The 16,974-nt window shown below is 69.2% G+C and carries 16 protein-coding genes; 10 read left to right on the forward strand and 6 right to left on the reverse strand.

Translation table 11 applies throughout. The annotated features are described in order from the left end of the window. Positions 1-28: 28 nt before the first annotated feature. The 6 genes from AB0I94_RS13880 to AB0I94_RS13905 all read left to right on the forward strand — a co-directional run bounded on the left by AB0I94_RS13880 (position 29) and on the right by AB0I94_RS13905 (position 9,325). Positions 29-1,636 carry a glycoside hydrolase family 13 protein gene (locus tag AB0I94_RS13880; RefSeq protein WP_363309746.1) on the forward strand — a complete coding sequence of 536 codons (1,608 nt, stop codon included), beginning with the start codon at positions 29-31 and terminating at the stop codon, positions 1,634-1,636. A gap of 82 nt (positions 1,637-1,718) precedes the next feature. Beyond that, positions 1,719-3,920 carry a discoidin domain-containing protein gene (locus AB0I94_RS13885; protein ID WP_363309748.1) on the forward strand — a complete coding sequence of 734 codons (2,202 nt, stop codon included), beginning with the start codon at positions 1,719-1,721 and terminating at the stop codon, positions 3,918-3,920. A gap of 362 nt (positions 3,921-4,282) precedes the next feature. After that, complete coding sequence (locus AB0I94_RS13890) at positions 4,283-5,692, forward strand: family 2B encapsulin nanocompartment shell protein (RefSeq protein WP_363309750.1); 1,410 nt, start codon at positions 4,283-4,285, stop codon at positions 5,690-5,692. A 91-nt stretch (positions 5,693-5,783) separates the two neighbouring features. Next, positions 5,784-6,977 carry a family 2 encapsulin nanocompartment cargo protein terpene cyclase gene (locus AB0I94_RS13895; RefSeq protein WP_363309751.1) on the forward strand — a complete coding sequence of 398 codons (1,194 nt, stop codon included), beginning with the start codon at positions 5,784-5,786 and terminating at the stop codon, positions 6,975-6,977. Positions 6,978-6,991: 14 nt separating this feature from the next. Further along, positions 6,992-7,876, forward strand: coding sequence for a geranyl diphosphate 2-C-methyltransferase (locus tag AB0I94_RS13900; protein ID WP_363309752.1), 885 nt, complete (start codon positions 6,992-6,994; stop codon positions 7,874-7,876). A gap of 168 nt (positions 7,877-8,044) precedes the next feature. Continuing rightward, entirely contained in the window at positions 8,045-9,325 is a 1,281-nt protein-coding gene (locus tag AB0I94_RS13905) for a cytochrome P450 (RefSeq protein WP_363309753.1), read from the forward strand. 248 nt (positions 9,326-9,573) lie between these two features. Here AB0I94_RS13905 and AB0I94_RS13910 read toward each other — a convergent pair whose 3' ends face one another. After that, on the reverse strand, positions 9,574-10,203 hold the full coding sequence (locus AB0I94_RS13910) for an alpha-ketoglutarate-dependent dioxygenase AlkB (protein WP_363309754.1): 630 nt from the start codon (positions 10,201-10,203) through the stop codon (positions 9,574-9,576). 43 nt (positions 10,204-10,246) lie between these two features. Further along, positions 10,247-10,513, reverse strand: coding sequence for a GlsB/YeaQ/YmgE family stress response membrane protein (locus tag AB0I94_RS13915; RefSeq protein ID WP_363309895.1), 267 nt, complete (start codon positions 10,511-10,513; stop codon positions 10,247-10,249). A 310-nt stretch (positions 10,514-10,823) separates the two neighbouring features. Here AB0I94_RS13915 and AB0I94_RS13920 point away from each other — a divergent pair, with 310 nt between their 5' ends. Further along, on the forward strand, positions 10,824-11,021 hold the full coding sequence (locus AB0I94_RS13920) for a hypothetical protein (RefSeq protein WP_363309755.1): 198 nt from the start codon (positions 10,824-10,826) through the stop codon (positions 11,019-11,021). A 102-nt stretch (positions 11,022-11,123) separates the two neighbouring features. Here AB0I94_RS13920 and AB0I94_RS13925 read toward each other — a convergent pair whose 3' ends face one another. The 3 genes from AB0I94_RS13925 to AB0I94_RS13935 form a co-directional block, all read right to left on the reverse strand. Next, positions 11,124-11,546 carry an SRPBCC family protein gene (locus AB0I94_RS13925; protein ID WP_363309756.1) on the reverse strand — a complete coding sequence of 141 codons (423 nt, stop codon included), beginning with the start codon at positions 11,544-11,546 and terminating at the stop codon, positions 11,124-11,126. Positions 11,547-11,659: 113 nt separating this feature from the next. Beyond that, a complete protein-coding gene (locus tag AB0I94_RS13930; RefSeq protein ID WP_363309757.1) occupies positions 11,660-12,418 on the reverse strand; it encodes a hypothetical protein in 759 nt (252 codons plus the stop codon). Between the two features lie 213 nt (positions 12,419-12,631). Beyond that, positions 12,632-12,763, reverse strand: coding sequence for a hypothetical protein (locus tag AB0I94_RS13935; protein WP_363309758.1), 132 nt, complete (start codon positions 12,761-12,763; stop codon positions 12,632-12,634). Between the two features lie 4 nt (positions 12,764-12,767). Between AB0I94_RS13935 and AB0I94_RS13940 the strand changes: the two genes are divergently transcribed. Next, positions 12,768-14,660: a SpoIIE family protein phosphatase gene (locus tag AB0I94_RS13940; RefSeq protein WP_363309759.1), complete on the forward strand. Its 1,893-nt coding sequence runs from the start codon at positions 12,768-12,770 to the stop codon at positions 14,658-14,660. An 11-nt stretch (positions 14,661-14,671) separates the two neighbouring features. Here AB0I94_RS13940 and AB0I94_RS13945 read toward each other — a convergent pair whose 3' ends face one another. Further along, positions 14,672-15,532, reverse strand: a complete 861-nt coding sequence (locus AB0I94_RS13945) for an alpha/beta hydrolase (protein WP_363309896.1) — start codon at positions 15,530-15,532, stop codon at positions 14,672-14,674. Between the two features lie 78 nt (positions 15,533-15,610). On the opposite strand from AB0I94_RS13945, the gene AB0I94_RS13950 reads away from it, so the two are divergent. Then, a complete protein-coding gene (locus AB0I94_RS13950) occupies positions 15,611-16,207 on the forward strand; it encodes a sigma-70 family RNA polymerase sigma factor (protein WP_363309760.1) in 597 nt (198 codons plus the stop codon). A 107-nt stretch (positions 16,208-16,314) separates the two neighbouring features. Next, positions 16,315-16,812, forward strand: a complete 498-nt coding sequence (locus AB0I94_RS13955; RefSeq protein WP_363309761.1) for a cupin domain-containing protein — start codon at positions 16,315-16,317, stop codon at positions 16,810-16,812. Positions 16,813-16,974: the final 162 nt, after the last annotated feature.

Genomic DNA, 16,974 nt, shown 5'->3' on the forward strand with positions numbered 1-16,974 from the left:
GGTCCCACCTGCCCGAAAGGAACCTCACGTGGCAGTCACCTCCCCGGCCGATGCCTCCTGGTGGCGCTCGGCCGCCATCTACCAGGTGTACGTACGCAGCTTCGCGGACGGTGACGGCGACGGCACCGGCGACCTCGCGGGCGTCCGAGCCAAGCTGCCCTACCTCGCCGAACTCGGCGTCGACGCCCTGTGGTTCAGCCCCTGGTATCTCTCGCCCATGGTCGACGGCGGCTACGACGTCGCCGACTACCGCGTCATCGACCCGGCCTTCGGCACCGTCGCCGAGGCCGAGAAACTGATCGCGGAGGCCCGCGCACTCGGCATCCGCACCATCGTCGACATCGTCCCCAACCACGTCTCCGACCAGCACGTCTGGTTCAAGGCCGCCCTGGCCGCGGGCCCCGGCGCACCCGAACGCGAGCTCTTCCACTTCCGCCCCGGCCGCGGCGCGCACGGTGAGCTGCCGCCCAACGACTGGCCATCCCAGTTCTCCGCGACCGCATCGACCTGGACCCGCGTCGAGGACGGCGAGTGGTACCTCCACCTCTTCGCCCCCGAGCAGCCCGACCTCAACTGGGCCCACCCGGCCGTCCGTCAGGAGCACGAGGACGTCCTGCGGTTCTGGTTCGACAGGGGAGTGGCAGGTGTACGGATCGACTCCGCCGCTCTGCCCGCCAAAGACCCCGCCCTGCCCGACTTCACCGAGGGAGTCGACCCGCACCCTTTCGTGGACCGGGACGAACTGCACGACATCTACCGTTCCTGGCGGGCCGTCGCCGACGAGTACGACGGCGTCTTCGTCGGGGAGGTCTGGCTCCCCGACGCCGAACGCTTCGCCCGCTACCTGCGCCCCGACGAACTGCACACCGCCTTCAACTTCGCCTTCCTGTCCTGCCCTTGGGACCCTGGAAAGCTGCGGAAATCCATCGAGGACACGCTTGCCGAGCACGCACCGGTCGGCGCCCCCGCGACCTGGGTCCTGTGCAACCACGACGTGACCCGCACGGTCACCCGGTACGGCCGCGACGACACCGGCTTCGACTTCACGAGAAAGGTGTTCGGCACCCCCACCGACCTGACGCTCGGCACCCGCCGCGCCCGCGCCGCGGCCCTGCTGGCCTTCGCCCTGCCCGGCGCGGTCTACATCTACCAGGGCGACGAACTGGGCCTGCCCGAGGCCGACATCCCCCGGGACCGCATCCAGGACCCCATGCACTTCCGCTCCGGCGGCATCGACCCGGGCCGCGACGGCTGCCGGGTGCCCCTCCCCTGGACGGCCGCCGAACCGCACGCGGGCTTCGGGTCGATGACCGGCCCCTGGCTGCCCCAGCCCGACGGCTGGTCCTCGTACGCCGCCGACCTCCAGGCAGCGGACGCCCGCTCCATGCTCACGCTCTACCGAGCCGCACTGCGCCTGCGCCGCATCGAACCGGGCTTCGGGGACGGCCCGTTGACCTGGCTGCCGTCCGATGACGGTGTGCTGGCCTTCGTACGCGAACCCGGCCTGGCCTGCGTCGCCAACCTCGCCCCCGCACCCCGCGAACTCCCCGCGCACACACGTCTCCTCCTGGCCAGCGGCCCTCTGGACGAGAAGGGCCGCCTGCCGCAGGACACCACTGTCTGGCTTCGCGTCTGACCACCTGGACCCTTCCCCCCCCGGGCCTCTCTCCCGAGACCGAGCACTGACCTCCCCACCCACAAGGAAGGTGCATCACCCCATGACCCGACATGACAGGAGCACTACAAGAACTATCCGCAAGTGGTACGCCGCCGTGGCCACCGCAGGCCTCGTCGGCACCCTGGTCACCGGCCTCACGGTCACCGGCGCACAGGCCGCCGAGGCGACCGCGGGCGCCTCCCTGCCCTTCACCTCCGTCGAGGCGGAGAGCGCCACCACGAACGGCACGAAGATCGGCCCCGACTACACCCAGGGCACGGTCGCCTCCGAGGCCTCGGGCCGGCAGGCGGTGCGGCTCACGGCGGGCCAGAGCGTGGAGTTCACCCTCCCCGAGGCGGCGAACGCGCTCAACGTCGCCTACAACGTCCCCGACGGCCAATCGGGCTCGATGGCGGTGTACGTCAACGGACAGAAGATCTCCAAGACGCTCGCCGTCACGTCGAAGTACAGCTACGTCGACACCTCCTGGATCGCGGGCTCCAAGACCCACCACCTCTTCGACAACGCACGGCTGCGGCTCGGCCAGAACCTGCGGTCCGGGGACAAGGTGAAACTGGAGGCCACCTCCACCCAGGTCACCGTCGACGTGGCCGACTTCGAACAGGTCGCGGCGGCGGCGACACAGCCGTCGGGGGCGCATTCGGTCACCGACAAGGGCGCCGACCCCACCGGCCAGGGTGACTCCACCCAGGCCTTCCGCGAGACCATCGCGGCGGCCAAGGGCGGCACGGTCTGGATCCCGCCGGGCGAGTACAAGCTCACCCAGTCGCTGAACAACGTCGACAACGTCACGATCCGCGGCGCGGGCAACTGGCATACGGTCGTGCGCAGTTCGCGCTTCATCGATCAGTCGAGCGCACCCACCGGCAAGGTGGGCCTGCACGACTTCGCGGTGATCGGCGAGGTCACGGAGCGGGTCGACAACAACCCGGACAACTTCGTCAACGGCTCGCTCGGCCCGAACTCCACCGTCTCCGGCATGTGGCTGCAGCACCTCAAGGTCGGCCTCTGGCTGACCGGTAACAACGACAACCTGGTCGTGGAGAGGAACCGCTTCCTCGACATGGCCGCCGACGGCCTCAACCTCAACGGCACGGCCAAGGGCGTCGACGTACGCAACAACTTCCTGCGCAACACCGGTGACGACGCACTGGCCATGTGGTCCCTCAACACCACCAACAGCGACTCGACCTTCGCGAGCAACACCATCTCGCAGCCCAACCTCGCCAACGGCATCGCGATCTACGGAGGGCGCGACATCACCGTCAAGGACAACCTGATCCTCGACACCAACGCCCTGGGAAGCGGCATCGCCATCTCCAACCAGAAGTTCCTCGACCCGTTCTTCCCGCTGGCGGGCACCATCACCGTCTCCGGCAACACCCTCGTCCGCACCGGGGCCATGAACCCCAACTGGCAGCACCCGATGGGCGCGTTGCGGGTGGACGCGTACGACAGTGCCATCGAGGCGACGGTGAACATCACCGACACGACCATCACCGACAGTCCCTGGAGCGCGTACGAATTCGTGTCGGGCAGCGGCACCGGAAAGGCCGTGAAGAACGTCAGCGTCGACCGCACGACCATCGACAAGGTGGGCACGGTCGTCGTCCAGGCCGAGACGCCCGGCGCGGTGCGGATGGCGAACGTGAAGGCCAGCGGTGTGGGCGCGGCCGGTATCTACAACTGCCCCTACCCGACAGGGTCCGGCACCTTCACCCTCACCGACGGCGGCGGCAACTCCGGCTGGGACAGCACCTGGGAGGACTGCTCGACCTGGCCGAAGCCCGGCGGCGGCAACCCGGACCCCGACCCGGACCGCAACCTCGCCAGGAGCCGACCGGCCACCGCGACCGGCTCCGCCGATGTCTACACGCCCGCCAAGGCGGTCGACGGTGACCCGGCGACCTACTGGGAATCGGCCAACAACGCCTTCCCCCAGTCGATCACTGTCGACCTGGGCAAGTCCGAGGCGGTGCGCAGGCTCGTCCTGAAGCTGCCGCCGGCATCGGTCTGGGAGGCGAGGACGCAGACGCTGTCCGTCCAGGGCAGCACCAACGGCACCGACTTCAGCACGCTGGCCGACTCGAAGGGCTACCGCTTCGATCCGGCGAGCGGCAACAAGGTGACCGTCACGCTGCCGGCCTCTTCTCCCGACGTCCGTCATCTGCGGTTGCGCGTCACGGCCAACACCGGCTGGCCCGCGGCACAGTTCAGCGAAGTGGAGGCCTACCTGGCCTGACCTCCCGCACCCGCGCGCCCCGCTCGCTCACGGCTTCGGCCGGGGCGAGCGGGGCTTTTCGGCTGTGCGGCGGCTGTTCTGTGCCTAGTCATCACCCGCCTGAGCGGCTGCGGAAAGCTTTCTGAGGGAGTTGGACCCTCCACCTGGCTGGCCGGAACCCAGTGGGGTGTTCAGATAAACCCCGCGCCGAGCAAGATCACTGCTTCGAGTGCTGCCGAAGGCCATATCGGCCTCGACGGGCGCAACAGCCGTTAAATGGTCTGTGGATCTGGACGAAATCCCTGGGATTACGCCTCTGCTTCCCCTTTCGCCGGTTGGCACGCCTATGCCGGTTAACACTCCCGTGAAGGAGAGCTCGACCGATGACCCTTGAGACCAGCCCGGAAGCACGGCTGGAACCGCCCCGGCAGACCAGCCTGGGTACGGCGGCTGCCCGGAACCTCGCCCACACGACCAAGTCCGCCCCGCAGATGCAGGAGATCACCTCTCGCTGGCTGCTGCGGATGCTGCCCTGGGTGGAGACCAAGGGCGGCGCCTACCGAGTGAACCGCCGCCTGACCTACACCGTAGGAGACGGCCGCATCGAGTTCGTCCAGGACGGCGGCGACGTCCGGGTGATCCCCAGGGAACTCGGCGAACTGGCCCTGCTGCGCGGCTTCGACGACGTGGAGGTCCTGACCGCAATCGCCGGCAGATGCGTCCAGCGCGACTTTCGAGCCGGAGAGGTCCTCGTCGAGCGCGGCGCCCCCGCCGGGGAACTCCACCTGATCGCCCACGGCAGGATCAACCAGAAGTCCGTGGGGAAGTACGGAGACGAGGTCGGCGTCGCCGTGCTCGCGGACGGCGACCGGTTCGGAGAGAACACCCTTCTGGACGCCGATGCCAGATGGGAGTGCACCGCGACCGCCGAGACCGCCGGCACGCTGCTCACCCTGTCCCGCGCCGACTTCACCGCCGTACTGTCCACGGCACAGAGCCTGCGGGCCCACCTTCAGGAGTTCAGCCGGCTCCCGAAGCAACGCCAGAACAAGCACGGTGAGGCCGAGATCGCCATGTCGGCCGGCCACACCGGCGAGGTCGCACTGCCCGGCGCCTTCGTGGACTACGAACTCAAGCCACGCGAGTACGAACTCTCCGCCGCCCAGACGATTCTGCGGGTCCACACGAGGGTCACCGACCTCTACAACGGGCCGATGAACCAGATGGAGGAGCAACTCCGGCTCACCGTCGAGGCGTTGCGCGAGCGCCAGGAGCACGAGCTCATCAACAACCGCGAGTTCGGCCTGCTCCACAACGCCGACTTCAAGCAGCGGATCCAGCCCCACTCGGGCCCGCCGACCCCGGACGACCTCGACGAGCTGCTCTGCCGCCGCCGCGGCACCAAGCTCTTCCTGGCCCACCCCAGGACCATCGCGGCGATCGGACGGGAGCTCAACGCCCGCGGGGTCTACCCCGATCACGTCGACCTCGGCGGGCAGCAGGTACCGGCCTGGCGCGGGGTACCGATCCTGCCCTGCAACAAGATCCCCATCAGCAAGGAGCAGACCAGCTCGATCCTCGCCATGCGCATCGGCGAGGACAACCAAGGAGTCATCGGTCTGCATCAGACCGGCCTGCCGGACGAGTACGAGCCGGGCCTTTCGGTGCGCTTCATGGGGATCAGCGAGCAGGCGATCACCTCGTACCTGGTCAGCACCTACTACTCCGCCGCCATCCTGGTGCCCAACGCCCTCGGCGTGCTGGAGAACGTGCAGATCGCCCGCAGGTCCTAGGCAGCAGCACGGCCGGCACAGCCCGGAACTCCCCGGGCCGGGTCCCCATGCCCTCACCCGGGAAAGCCCCCATCTCACCAAGGAGCCACGGATGCCCGAACCCGGGTCTTCCCCTCTGCAGTCGCGCCCGCCTGCCGCCGCGGCCCGCCTCGGGGCCCCTACCACCCAAGCAACCGAGGTGGTGAGACAGGCGAGCCCGGCCCTGGAACGCATCCTTCGCGGCCCCAGCGGCCTGGGCACGGCGGGCCTGCACCTGGGCCGCCGCGAGGAATCGCCGCCACCCCCGGAGACCGAGGCACCGGCAGAGAGACTTCAGATCCCCGGCCTCTACTACCACCCGGTGCCGGATCCGGACCCGGCGCGGGTGGAAGAGGTCAGCCGCAGGATCAAGGACTGGGCGGTGGACGAGGTCGAGCTGTACCCCGAGGAGTGGGAGGGCCAGTTCGACGGCTTCTCCGTCGGGCGCTACATGGTGGCCTGCCATCCGGACGCCCCGACCATCGACCACCTGATGGTCGCCACCCGGCTGATGGTCGCCGAGAACGCGGTCGACGACTGCTACTGCGAGGACCACGGCGGCTCGCCCATCGGCCTCGGAGGACGCCTTCTCCTGGCGCACACTGCACTCGACCCCCTGCACGCCCCGAAGGAGTACCAGCCGCAGTGGGCCGAGTCGCTCCACGCGGACGCCCCCCGGCGCGCCTACCGCTCCGCGATGGAGTACTTCGTCCGACAGGCCACCCCCTCCCAGGCCGACCGCTTCCGGCACGACATGGCCCGACTGCACCTGGGGTATCTCGCGGAGGGCGCCTGGGCCCAGACGGACCACAACCCGGAGGTGTGGGAGTACCTGGCGATGCGGCAGTTCAACAACTTCCGCCCGTGCCCCGCCATCACCGACACGGTCGGGGGGTACGAACTGCCGGCGGACCTGCATGCCAGGCCCGACACACAGCGGGTCCTCGCGCTCGCCGGGAACGCCAGCACCATCGTCAACGACCTGTACTCGTACACCAAGGAACTCGCCAGTCCCGGGCGGCACTTGAATCTGCCCGTGGTGATCGCCGATCGCGAGGACGTCTCCGACCAAGAGGGCTATCTCAAGGCGATCGAGGTCCACAACGACCTCATGCGCGACTTCGAGGCCGAAGCCGCCGCCCTGGCCGAGGCCTGCCCGGTCCCGAGCGTGCTGCGCTTCCTGCGGGGCGTGGCCGTGTGGGTCGACGGCAACCACTACTGGCACCAGACCAACACCTACCGCTACAGCCTGCCCGATTTCTGGTAAGGACGGAATCATCTGTGACCAGCACTGAATTCTCCACCGTCAGCGGTGCCTCCGCGTTCGTCCCCGCCCCGGCGACGCCCTACCAAGACGACATCGCGCGCTACTGGAACAACGAGGCGCGGCCGGTGAATCTGCGCCTCGGTGACGTCGACGGGCTCTACCACCACCACTACGGCATCGGCGACATCGACCACGAGGCCCTGGGAGACGCCGACGACAGCGAGCACGAGAAGAGGCTGATCGCCGAACTCCACCGCCTGGAGTCGGCACAGGCCGAAGTGCTCCTGGACAACCTCGGCTCCCCCGGGCGTGACGACACGCTCGTCGACGCGGGCTGCGGCCGGGGCGGTTCGATGGTGATGGCCCACCAGCGTTTCGGCTGCAAGGTCGAGGGAGTCACCCTGTCGGCCAAGCAGGCCGACTTCGCCAATCAGCGCGCCCAGGAACTCCGTGTCCAGGACCATGTCCGCGCCCGCGTGTGCAACATGCTCGACATGCCCTTCGAGACCGGGCAGGCCGCGGGCTCGTGGAACAACGAGTCGAGCATGTACGTCGACCTGCACGACCTGTTCGCCGAGCACTCGCGCATCCTTGAGATCGGCGGCCGCTACGTGACCATCACCGGCTGCTGGAACCCGCGGTACGGCCAGCCGTCGAAGTGGGTCTCCCAGATCAACGCGCACTTCGAGTGCAACATCCATTCCCGCCGCGAGTACCTGCGTGCCATGGCCGACAACCGTCTCGTACCGCAGACCGTCATCGACCTGACGCCCGACACCCTGCCCTACTGGGAGTTGCGGGCCACGTCTTCGCTGGTCACCGGCATCGAGGAGGCTTTCATCAACTCGTACAAGGACGGCTCCTTCCAGTACGTCCTGATCGCTGCCGACCGCGTCTGACCGCCCGCCGACGCAAGGGCCGGACCCGTCAGCCGGGGGCCCGGCCCCTTCGGCGCCTCGAGTACGGGCGCGAGGCGCCCTGTTGGGCGCCGCTCCAGGTCGCCTACAGTGCGTGACGCCCACTCCGTCCATGATGGTGACGTACAGCCGCCGACCAGGAGCAGCCCTGTGGCCACCCGCCGCGTCCCCGAGCTCGACCCCGCCCTCGTCGCGCAGTGGCAGGCCGGGGGAGGGGAACTCGTCGATCTTCTGGTCCAGGCGCGCCAACAGGTCGGCGGCGTCGCAGCCTTCCGGCTCGGCCCGCGTCCGACCGTGCTCGTCACCGACCCCGATGCCGTGCAGCACGTGCTCGCGCTCCGGCCCGACCGGTACGTGAAGCGTTCGCACCGGGCGCGACTGCTGATCGGTGACGGAGTCCTGGCCGCGACGGGCGAGGCATGGCAGCGCCAACGGCGGCTGCTACAAGCCCAGTTCACCGGCCGGGGCATGCGCCGCTACGAGCAGCGGATCAACGCTTGTGCCGCGACGACTGCGGCGCGCTGGGCCGAGCACGCCCGCACCGGGCAGGTCTTCGATGTCGGCGACGAGATGCGCCGCTTCGCCCTCGACACCATCTGGCGTTCCCTGACCGGGCACCCCCTCGACCCGGCGACGGAGCATTCACTGGCCGCCGTACCCGCCGTGGTGGCCGCGCTGCCCAGCCTGCCCGCCGACAGCGCCGCGGCCCAAGAGGCGGTCGCCGGCGAGCTGGCCCGCGTCGACGCCGTGGCGCGCCGGGCCATCGCCGCGGCGCGGGACAGCGAGCCGGGGCCCGACGGCCCTGGCCTGCTGCACGTCCTGCTGGAGGCGGCCGAAACACGCCCCGAGTACACCGAAGGGCTGATCCGCGACGAACTCGTCACCCTCCTGGTCGCCGGGCACGAGACCACCGCTACGACCCTGACCTGGCTTTACCTCCTGCTCGACCGCACTCCACAAGCGCGGGAACAGGCTCTGGCCGCGGGCGCCGAAGGCTCGCCCGAGCGGCGCCAAGCCATCCAGGCGCTGGTCCATGAAGCACTGCGGTTCTACCCGTCCGCCTGGATACTGCCGCGCAGCGCGGCGCAGGACGACATCCTCGCCGGGTACGAGGTCGAGGCCGGCACCGACGTACTGGTCTGCCCCTACCTCACGCACCGGGACCCCGAACTCTGGGACGATCCGGACCGGTTCGATCCCGCGCGCTTCACGGTCCCGGGGCGACGTCCCGCCCACCCGGGAAGCTACTTCCCGTTCGGCATCGGACCCCGGGCCTGTCTGGGCCTGCAGTTCGCTCTCCGGGAGTCGACCGCTCTCCTGGAACGTCTGCTGCCGGCCCACATCCCGGTCTTCCGCTCCACTCCGAAGGGGGCCGTCCACGGCATCACCGTCCGCCCCGACGGCCCGACACCGGCGGTGCTGCGAGGGTAGGGCCCTTCTACGGATGCGGCCCGGGCGTCCGCGGGCAGAGAAAAGCCCCGGTCCCTCGCGAGGGACCGGGGCTTGTCGCGAGCGCTGGGCAGGCCTTGCACCTGCATTTCCCCGCAGGAAGCGGGGCGTCTTTCCTTGGACGACCAACGCGAGGCCCACAGGCAGGAGTTCCGGCCGTAGGCGCAAGATCGACTGTAGCGCATGGGGCGGGCTGGGCGCACCTTGGCCCGCCCCCGCGAAGCGATCGGTCACTGCACTCCGTGCGGCCGGAACTGGATGCTGATGCGGCCACCGGCGGCCCGCGTCGACTTGGGGATGGCATGCTCCCAGGTGCGCTGGCAGGAGCCGCCCATCACGATCAGATCGCCGTGCCCGAGCGGACGCCGGACGACGTCCCCGCCGCGGCGCGGGCGGAGCACCAGATCGCGCGGCGCCCCCACGGAGAGGATGGCGACCATCGTGTCCTCGCGGGCGCCCCGGCCGATGCGGTCGCCGTGCCAGGCCACGCTGTCACGCCCGTCGCGGTAGTGGCACAGGCCGGCTGTCGTGAACGCCTCGCCGAGCTCCGAGGCGTAGTGCGCGCAGAGTGCGAGCCGGGCCTCTTCGAGCACGGCGTGGGGGAGCGCCTCGCCGGCCCGGTAGAAGGCGAGCAGACGCGGGACGTCCACGACCCTCTCGTACATCTGGCGGCGTTCGGCCTTCCACGGGACGTCCGCCGCCAGCCGCTCGAACAGGACGTCGGCGCCGCTGAGCCAGCCCGGCAGGAGGTCTATCCACGCACCGTCACCGAGAACCGTCCTGCGGATTCCGTCCAAGGTGCCCAGGCTGACGTCATCGCTCTGATCGAAGAGCGAACCCTGGAGCTGGTGCGTTGCCATGCGTCCAGTGTACTCAATGATTCGAACGTGCGATCTAATTAGCTCAGCGGGACCGCTCTCCGGTCAGCAGGCGATAGATGACCAGGACGATCACGGAACCGACGATGGCGGCGATCCACGTCGACAGGTGGAAGAACCCGTTGATCGAGTGAACGCCGAAGATCACCTTCCCCAACCAGCCGCCGAGCAGCCCGCCCACGATGCCGATCAGCATCGTCATCAGGCAGCCTCCGGGGTCCTTGCCGGGGGTGAGGGCCTTGGCGATGGCCCCCGCGATCAGACCGATCAGAATCCAGGCGATGATGCCCACGAGCATGGTCCTTTCTCTTCTGCACCTTCGTGTACGTGTCGCGGCGTGTGCGTTGCCGTCTGATACTGGGACCAATGTCCATCCGCGGACATCGCACTCGGGACCAAGGTCATCAACCATGGGACAAAGGTCATTCCTCTGCCAGCCGACCGAGTGAAGATCACCCGGTCGACGCCCGGTCGCCGCCCGGACGCGGCCCGGTCCGCTCACGAGATGTGAAGAGAGCGTTGCAGGCTCTTCATACCTTCGGGGCCGTGGTCATGTCAGCCAGGGGCAGGCGAGAAGAGACGCCGCGAGGAGGACGCTGCCGATGCTAGTTGTCGCTCTTTTGCTCCTGCCGGTCATGGGACTCCTGATCATCGCCATGGACCGCATCGAGGACCATCTGAACGAGGAAGCGTGGTCGAGAACCGATCGGCGCGTACGCCACCTTCGCCTCGTCCACGGGCAACACCGCGCGGGACGCCGCCGAGCGCCCGCCCCCGAGCGTCACAGCGACGCGGCCTGAGCCCGGCCCGGACACACGAGGAAGGGGTGCCGCGCACGCTACTCGGTAGCGTGCGCGGCACCCCTCTTTCGTCCGTTCTTTCGTCCGTGGCCCGCCAGGCGGTCAGTGTGCCGTCTTCTCGGCGAGCTTCTGGAACTCCCCCAGGTCGTAGTTGGCCAGGGTGGAGTCGAGGTTGGTGAGAGCGCCGAGGCGTTCGACGAAGCCCTTGGGGTCGTACTCGATCTGGAGCGTCACCCGGCTCGTGGTGTCACTGAGGCGGTGAAAGGTCACCACACCAGCGTGATCCACCCCCTCGATGGTGTGCCAGGCGATCCGGTTCTCGGGCACCACCTCGGTGAGTTCGGCCACGAAGTTCTTCTCCGCGCCGGGAAGTTCGAGCTGCCACGCGAAGCGTCGCTCGTCCATCGGCTCGACCAGCCGTACATGACTGAGGAACGAAGGCCAGCGGGCCACGTCGCTCCACAGCTGCCAGGCGACGGAGACCGGCGCCCGCACATCGACGGACTCGAGCAGGGACGCGGACATACGCACCTCTTTCTGGACGGGAAGGCCACGGGCACGCCGGGCCGGTGAGACATGGAGTTCCGGTACCCCTCAGGGGCCGGGCCATGTGGAATCGTCACTCCACCGCGCGGGCGTCACGCCTTCTGAGCGGAAGCGGCGAGCTTCTCGAGGTCGACGGTCTCGCCGGGCGCGGGCGCCTCAGGGCTGACCGACTTGCCGTAGTCGCTGAACGTGGCGGTGTTGGGTTCCTTGCCGCCCGTCGACGTCGAGCGCAGGATGTACGGCTTGCCCTCGGTGGCGACGTACAGCGTGAGGGTCTCGCCGCCGGAGGTCTTCTTCGTCAGGCGGATCGCCTCGGTCCCGTCGACGTCCGTCGTCGAGCCCTTCTTCATTCCCTTGCGTTCCGACTTGTCCTTGTCCATGGACGCCATGAGCGCCTTCTTGTCGCACAGGCTCTTCGTCGTCGTGTCGTCGGCGGGTGCCTTCACCCACTTGTCGGCCAGCTTGGGCACGATCTTGTCGCCACCGGCCTGACCCCTGAGGGCCGTCTTCCAGTACTTCTCGTCGCCCCGCAGGTAGAACGTCCCCTTCGTGTTCCGTACGTCCGCCGACGCGCCGTCCGCCTTGATGCTGCCGTCACAGTTCTTGTTGTTGTCCACGGCGAGGTCGACGGCCGTCGTGGAACCCGCTGACTGCTGCACGGTTCCCTTCATGCGCATCGAGTCGGCCTGCTCGGTGGCCTTGACCGCGTCGGCCGCGATCTGATCCGCGCTCTTGCCCGCGAACGGTTTGCCGTCGCCCGAGCCCCCGCTCGAATCGTCGCCACCGCACGCCGACAGGGCCACTAACGCCGCACCGGTGACCACGGCCGCCGTCATTACGCTGCCCTTCACCACGTCTGCTCCTTCCCTGGGGGCGCTCCCGCGCCCTGTGTTCTCGCCCACGGCCTTCGGGGCCGCGGAACACCCGATTACCCCATTGCTCGGAGAGATCACCGGAAGGGCGATGTCCACTTCTCTGAGGGCGCGACGGCCGCGCGCCCGGGGCTCCTGGCGCTTATGGTGACCGAGCGGCATACGGAGACAGCCATGACGTCAGCCAAGAAGTCACACATCGACCTGGAACAGTGCCTGTTCCTGACCGGCATGGGCGGATTCGACTGGGACCTGGAGAGCGGTGAGCTCCGTCTCGACGCCGGCGCCCTGGCGGTCCTCGACCTGCGTCCCGAGGAGTTCCACGGCCTTGTCGCCTCACTGCAGGGGCGACTGCCCCCCCGAGGAGACCGTACGCATCAGCTTCGCCGTCTCGGAGGCGCACACCACGGGCGCCGACGTCTACGGCGTCTACTTCCGCGTCCGTCACCGCGACGGTTCCCTGCACCTCACGCACGCCCGTGGCCGCATCCTGCGTGATGGCGCGGGCCGGCCGGCGCGCGCCGTCGGTGTCGTGCGCACCGCCGCCAAGGACGGGGCGGAACTCGCGGCCACCGACCCCAGGGAGGAGCGTCGGCAGGGCGTCGCCCTAATGGTGCAGGGCACCACGCAGGCCCTCTCCCGGGCCGTCACGGTCGACGACGTGGTGGCCGTGCTCTCCGGGGCGAGCGGCCTCGACCGGTTCGCCGCCGACGGCCTGGTCCTCGGACTGGTCGAGGGGGAGAACCTGAAACTGATCGCCCTGGTGGGCCAGACGATGCAGGCACTCGACGAGATCAAGCTGCACAAGGTCGACGAATCGCTGCCGCTGACCGAGGCCATCGCGACCCGGCAGCCCCGCTTCGTGGGTTCGCTGCCCGATCTCGGGCAGCGCTTCCCTCACCTCGGCCCCTACATCCAGCACATGAAACTCGACTCGGCGGCGTTCCTTCCCCTGGTGGCGCAGGACCGCGCCATCGGCGGACTCGCGCTCTTCTACCGTGGCCGCAAGGACTTCACCGACGCGGACCGCAACCTCTGCATCGGTCTCTCCGGCATCGTCGCCCAGTCGCTGCAGCGCGCCATGCTCTTCGACGAGGAACGGGACCTCGCCAAGAACCTACAGGCCACGATGTTGCCGCGCGGGATCCCCGACGTCGCGGACTCCGAGGTCGCCGTCCGCTATCACGCGGCCTGGGGCGGTCGCGAAGTCGGAGGCGATTTCTACGACGTCATCACCCTGCCCCGCGGGCGCATCGGCGTGGTGGTCGGCGACGTACAGGGGCACGACACCCACGCCGCCGCCATCATGGGGCAGCTCCGCATCGCCCTGCGTGCCTTCGCCGGCGAGGGGCACTCGCCCGCGACTGTGCTCTCGCGCGCCTCCCGCTTCCTGGCCGAGCTGGACACCGAGCGCTTCGCCACCTGCACCTACGCCCAGTTCGACCCCACGACCGGCGTCGTGCGCGCCGTGCGGGCCGGACATCTGCCGCCTCTCGTGCGGCATGTCGACGGCCGCGTGGGCGTGCCACGGGTTCCTGGCGGGCTGCCGCTGGGCCTGGCCACCGAGTTCGGCATGGAGGACTATCCCGAGGCGCGGCTCGACCTTGTACCCGGCGAGACCATGGTGCTGTGCACGGACGGGCTCGTGGAGGATCCCGGCCTCGATCTCGACACCGGGATGCGGAACCTCGCCGAGGTGCTGTCCGCCGGCCCCGAGAAGGCGGAAGACCTCGCGGACCATCTCTCCCGCGCGCTGTGGAAGAGATGGGGCAGCAGCGACGACGTGGCGCTCCTGGTTCTGCGCAGGCTCCCCGACCCCGGGACGCTCCAGGAGCCGCGTATCCACCGGTACGTCCATCAGGCCGATCCGGAAGGGCTCGCCGACGCGCGTGCGGCGCTGCGGGAACACCTCGAGTCGTGGGGCCTTGGAGCGGTGGCGGACGACGTCGAGGTGGCGGCGGGCGAACTCCTCGTCAACGCCCTGGTCCACACCGACGGGGGCGCCATCCTCACGCTGGAGGTACTCACGGGGACACCCCGCCGTGTCCGCCTCTGGGTGAAGGACCGCTCAAGCACCCGGCCCCACAAGAAGTCCCCGGTGGAAACCGCCACCTCCGGACGTGGCCTGCTCCTGGTGGAGGCGGTCGCCACGCGCTGGGGCATCGAGCCACGAGGCGAGGGCAAGGCCGTCTGGTGCGACTTCGCGCTGCCGACGGGCTGAACATCCGTAGGTCACCCTTCTTCGCCTTCTCTGTGACCCAGGAACGCCGCCGCGATCGCCACGAACTGCCCGGCGTCGTCGAGCCACGGATGGTGCCCCGCTGCCGGCTGCACCACGAAAGTCGCGTCGCAAAAGAGCGCCGCGAATTCGGCCACCGCTCGCGGAGGGCTGTTCATGTCGAACTCTCCCGTGAGCAGCAGCACCGGCAACTCGCGGCTCGCGAGCCCCGCACGGGCGACCTGCGTATCGAAGGCACCCTCCGCCGCGAAGCCGACGACGGCTTCCCGGTTGTCCGGCCGACTCGTGGCGCAGTGCTGCTGCGCGGTGGAGTCCCATCGGCCGTAGAAGAAGGGGCTGATGGCCTCCCAGTCGGTGCCGGTGCCCTCAGTGATCGCCTCCAGGGCGGCGAACGCCGGGGGAAACCACGGCTCGGCTTTGCGTGACAGCGCGAGCTCACGTCGCATCTCACCGGGGACGGCGATGCCGACGGCTCGCATGCCGGGGCCGATCAGGGCGAGCTTGCCCACGTTCTGGGGGTACCGGACCACGTACTGCGTCGCGACGTTCGCGCCGCCGGAGTGGCCGAGCAGGTCCATCCGGGAGAGGCCGAGGTGCCGACGGAGGGCCTCGATGTCGTCGACGAGGCGGTCGCACCGGTAGGAGGAAGGGTCCTCGGGGATGGCGGAGCGGCCGGTGCCGCGGCTGTCCGGGACGATCAGCCGCCGGTGGGCGGACAGGCCGCCCAGGTCGCCGAGATAACGGGAGTCGGCCGGGCCGCCGGGGACGCACACGAGGGGGATGCCGTCTTCGTGTGCGTCCCCGTGTACGCGGTAGGCGAGCTGGGTTCCGTCGGATGCGCGGTAGGTGGGCATGAGGCGGATCCTGTCAGTCATAACCAGGTTATACAACCCGGTTATGTCGACCGTGGTGCGGAGCTGTATAACCGAGCCATGGCAGGTGGAGATGACACTCATGAAGACTCCGGGGCGCTGACCGAGCGGCAGGCCGAGCGCATGCTCGCCGACATGAACGAGGTCATTCGCGCGGGCGAGGAGATGCGGAAGCTCCGCGCCGAGGTGATCAAACTGTTCGTCGATCTCGGCTGGACGCAGGACAAGATCGCCGAGTTGGCGGACATGAGCCAGCCGGCCGTGTCCAAGCAGGTGACGAAGTACAAGTCGGGCGACCGGCCGCCGCCGCTGGAGACCCACCTGGACCAGCGGGACCCGCCGTGGCTCGAAGGACGCCTGTGGGGCCTGGCCGAGGCGGTTTCCGAGGCCCTGGACGAGACCGCCCGGTGCACGCGTCACGTGAACGCCCTCGGCCGTGGGAGGAAGCGCTTCACGCCCCAGAGCGTCGACGAGTTGCGGCGGCTCGTCGAAGAGGACTTGAGGCGGCATCAGGCGCGACTGCCGGGCAGCCACAGGGACACGTACGACGAGATCGCTCGCAGGCTCGACATCCCCGCGGACGTGACCGTCACCGGATCGGCCTCCGCGCGACGGGCTCTCGCCCATGCGATCCAGCGTGACCAGCTCGGGAATTGACCCTTCTTTTCGGCGCTGAATTGCACTCCACCGGGGGTCTTTCACGCTCATACAGTGGTGATCACAACGGCGCGAGAGACCGCCGCGGAGCCGAAGGGGACACCACCATGGACAGCAAGAACGCCGAGTTCACCGCACTGCTCACCCGCGCGTCGCAGGCCGAGACCAGCGCCGACCCGAGCAGCGTCATGACCCTGCTGGCCGACACCGACGGACCGGGCGGCGGCTTCACCACCTACCGCTCCACGTTCACCGAGGGGGCCGTCGGGGCTCCCGCGCACTTCCACACCAAGGCCACGGAGCTCTTCTTCGTGATCAGCGGCTCACTGCAAGTCCTGGTAAGCGACGAGATCACCGTGCTGAACGCCGGTGACTTCCTCGCCGTGCCCCCGCACACCCCGCACGCCTTCGCCGCGGCCCCGGGCCGCGAGGCGGATGTCCTGTTCGTCTTCACGCCCGGCATGGCCCGCTTCGACTACCTGCGCCTCCTCGGCAGCGTGATGCGTGGCGAGACCGACCCGAAGAAGATCGCGGAGTCCTCGGAGCGCTACGACAACCACTACGTGGACAGCCCCGTCTGGCGCGAGGCGCTCGCCGCCTCGTGAGGGCGAGCACACCCCTGCGGAAAAGGGTTTCGCCGCGGCACTCGGCACCCTGGTCCGGGCACGGGTTCCCTCCGTACATGAGGACGGTGACTCCCGCGAGTACGGGCGGCGTGTGCCTTCCTGTCCGTGTCCACGCGTCACGGCGGCTCGGGACGCCCCGCG

This window comes from Streptomyces sp. NPDC050147, from assembly GCF_040660195.1.
Lineage (GTDB): Bacteria > Actinomycetota > Actinomycetes > Streptomycetales > Streptomycetaceae > Streptomyces.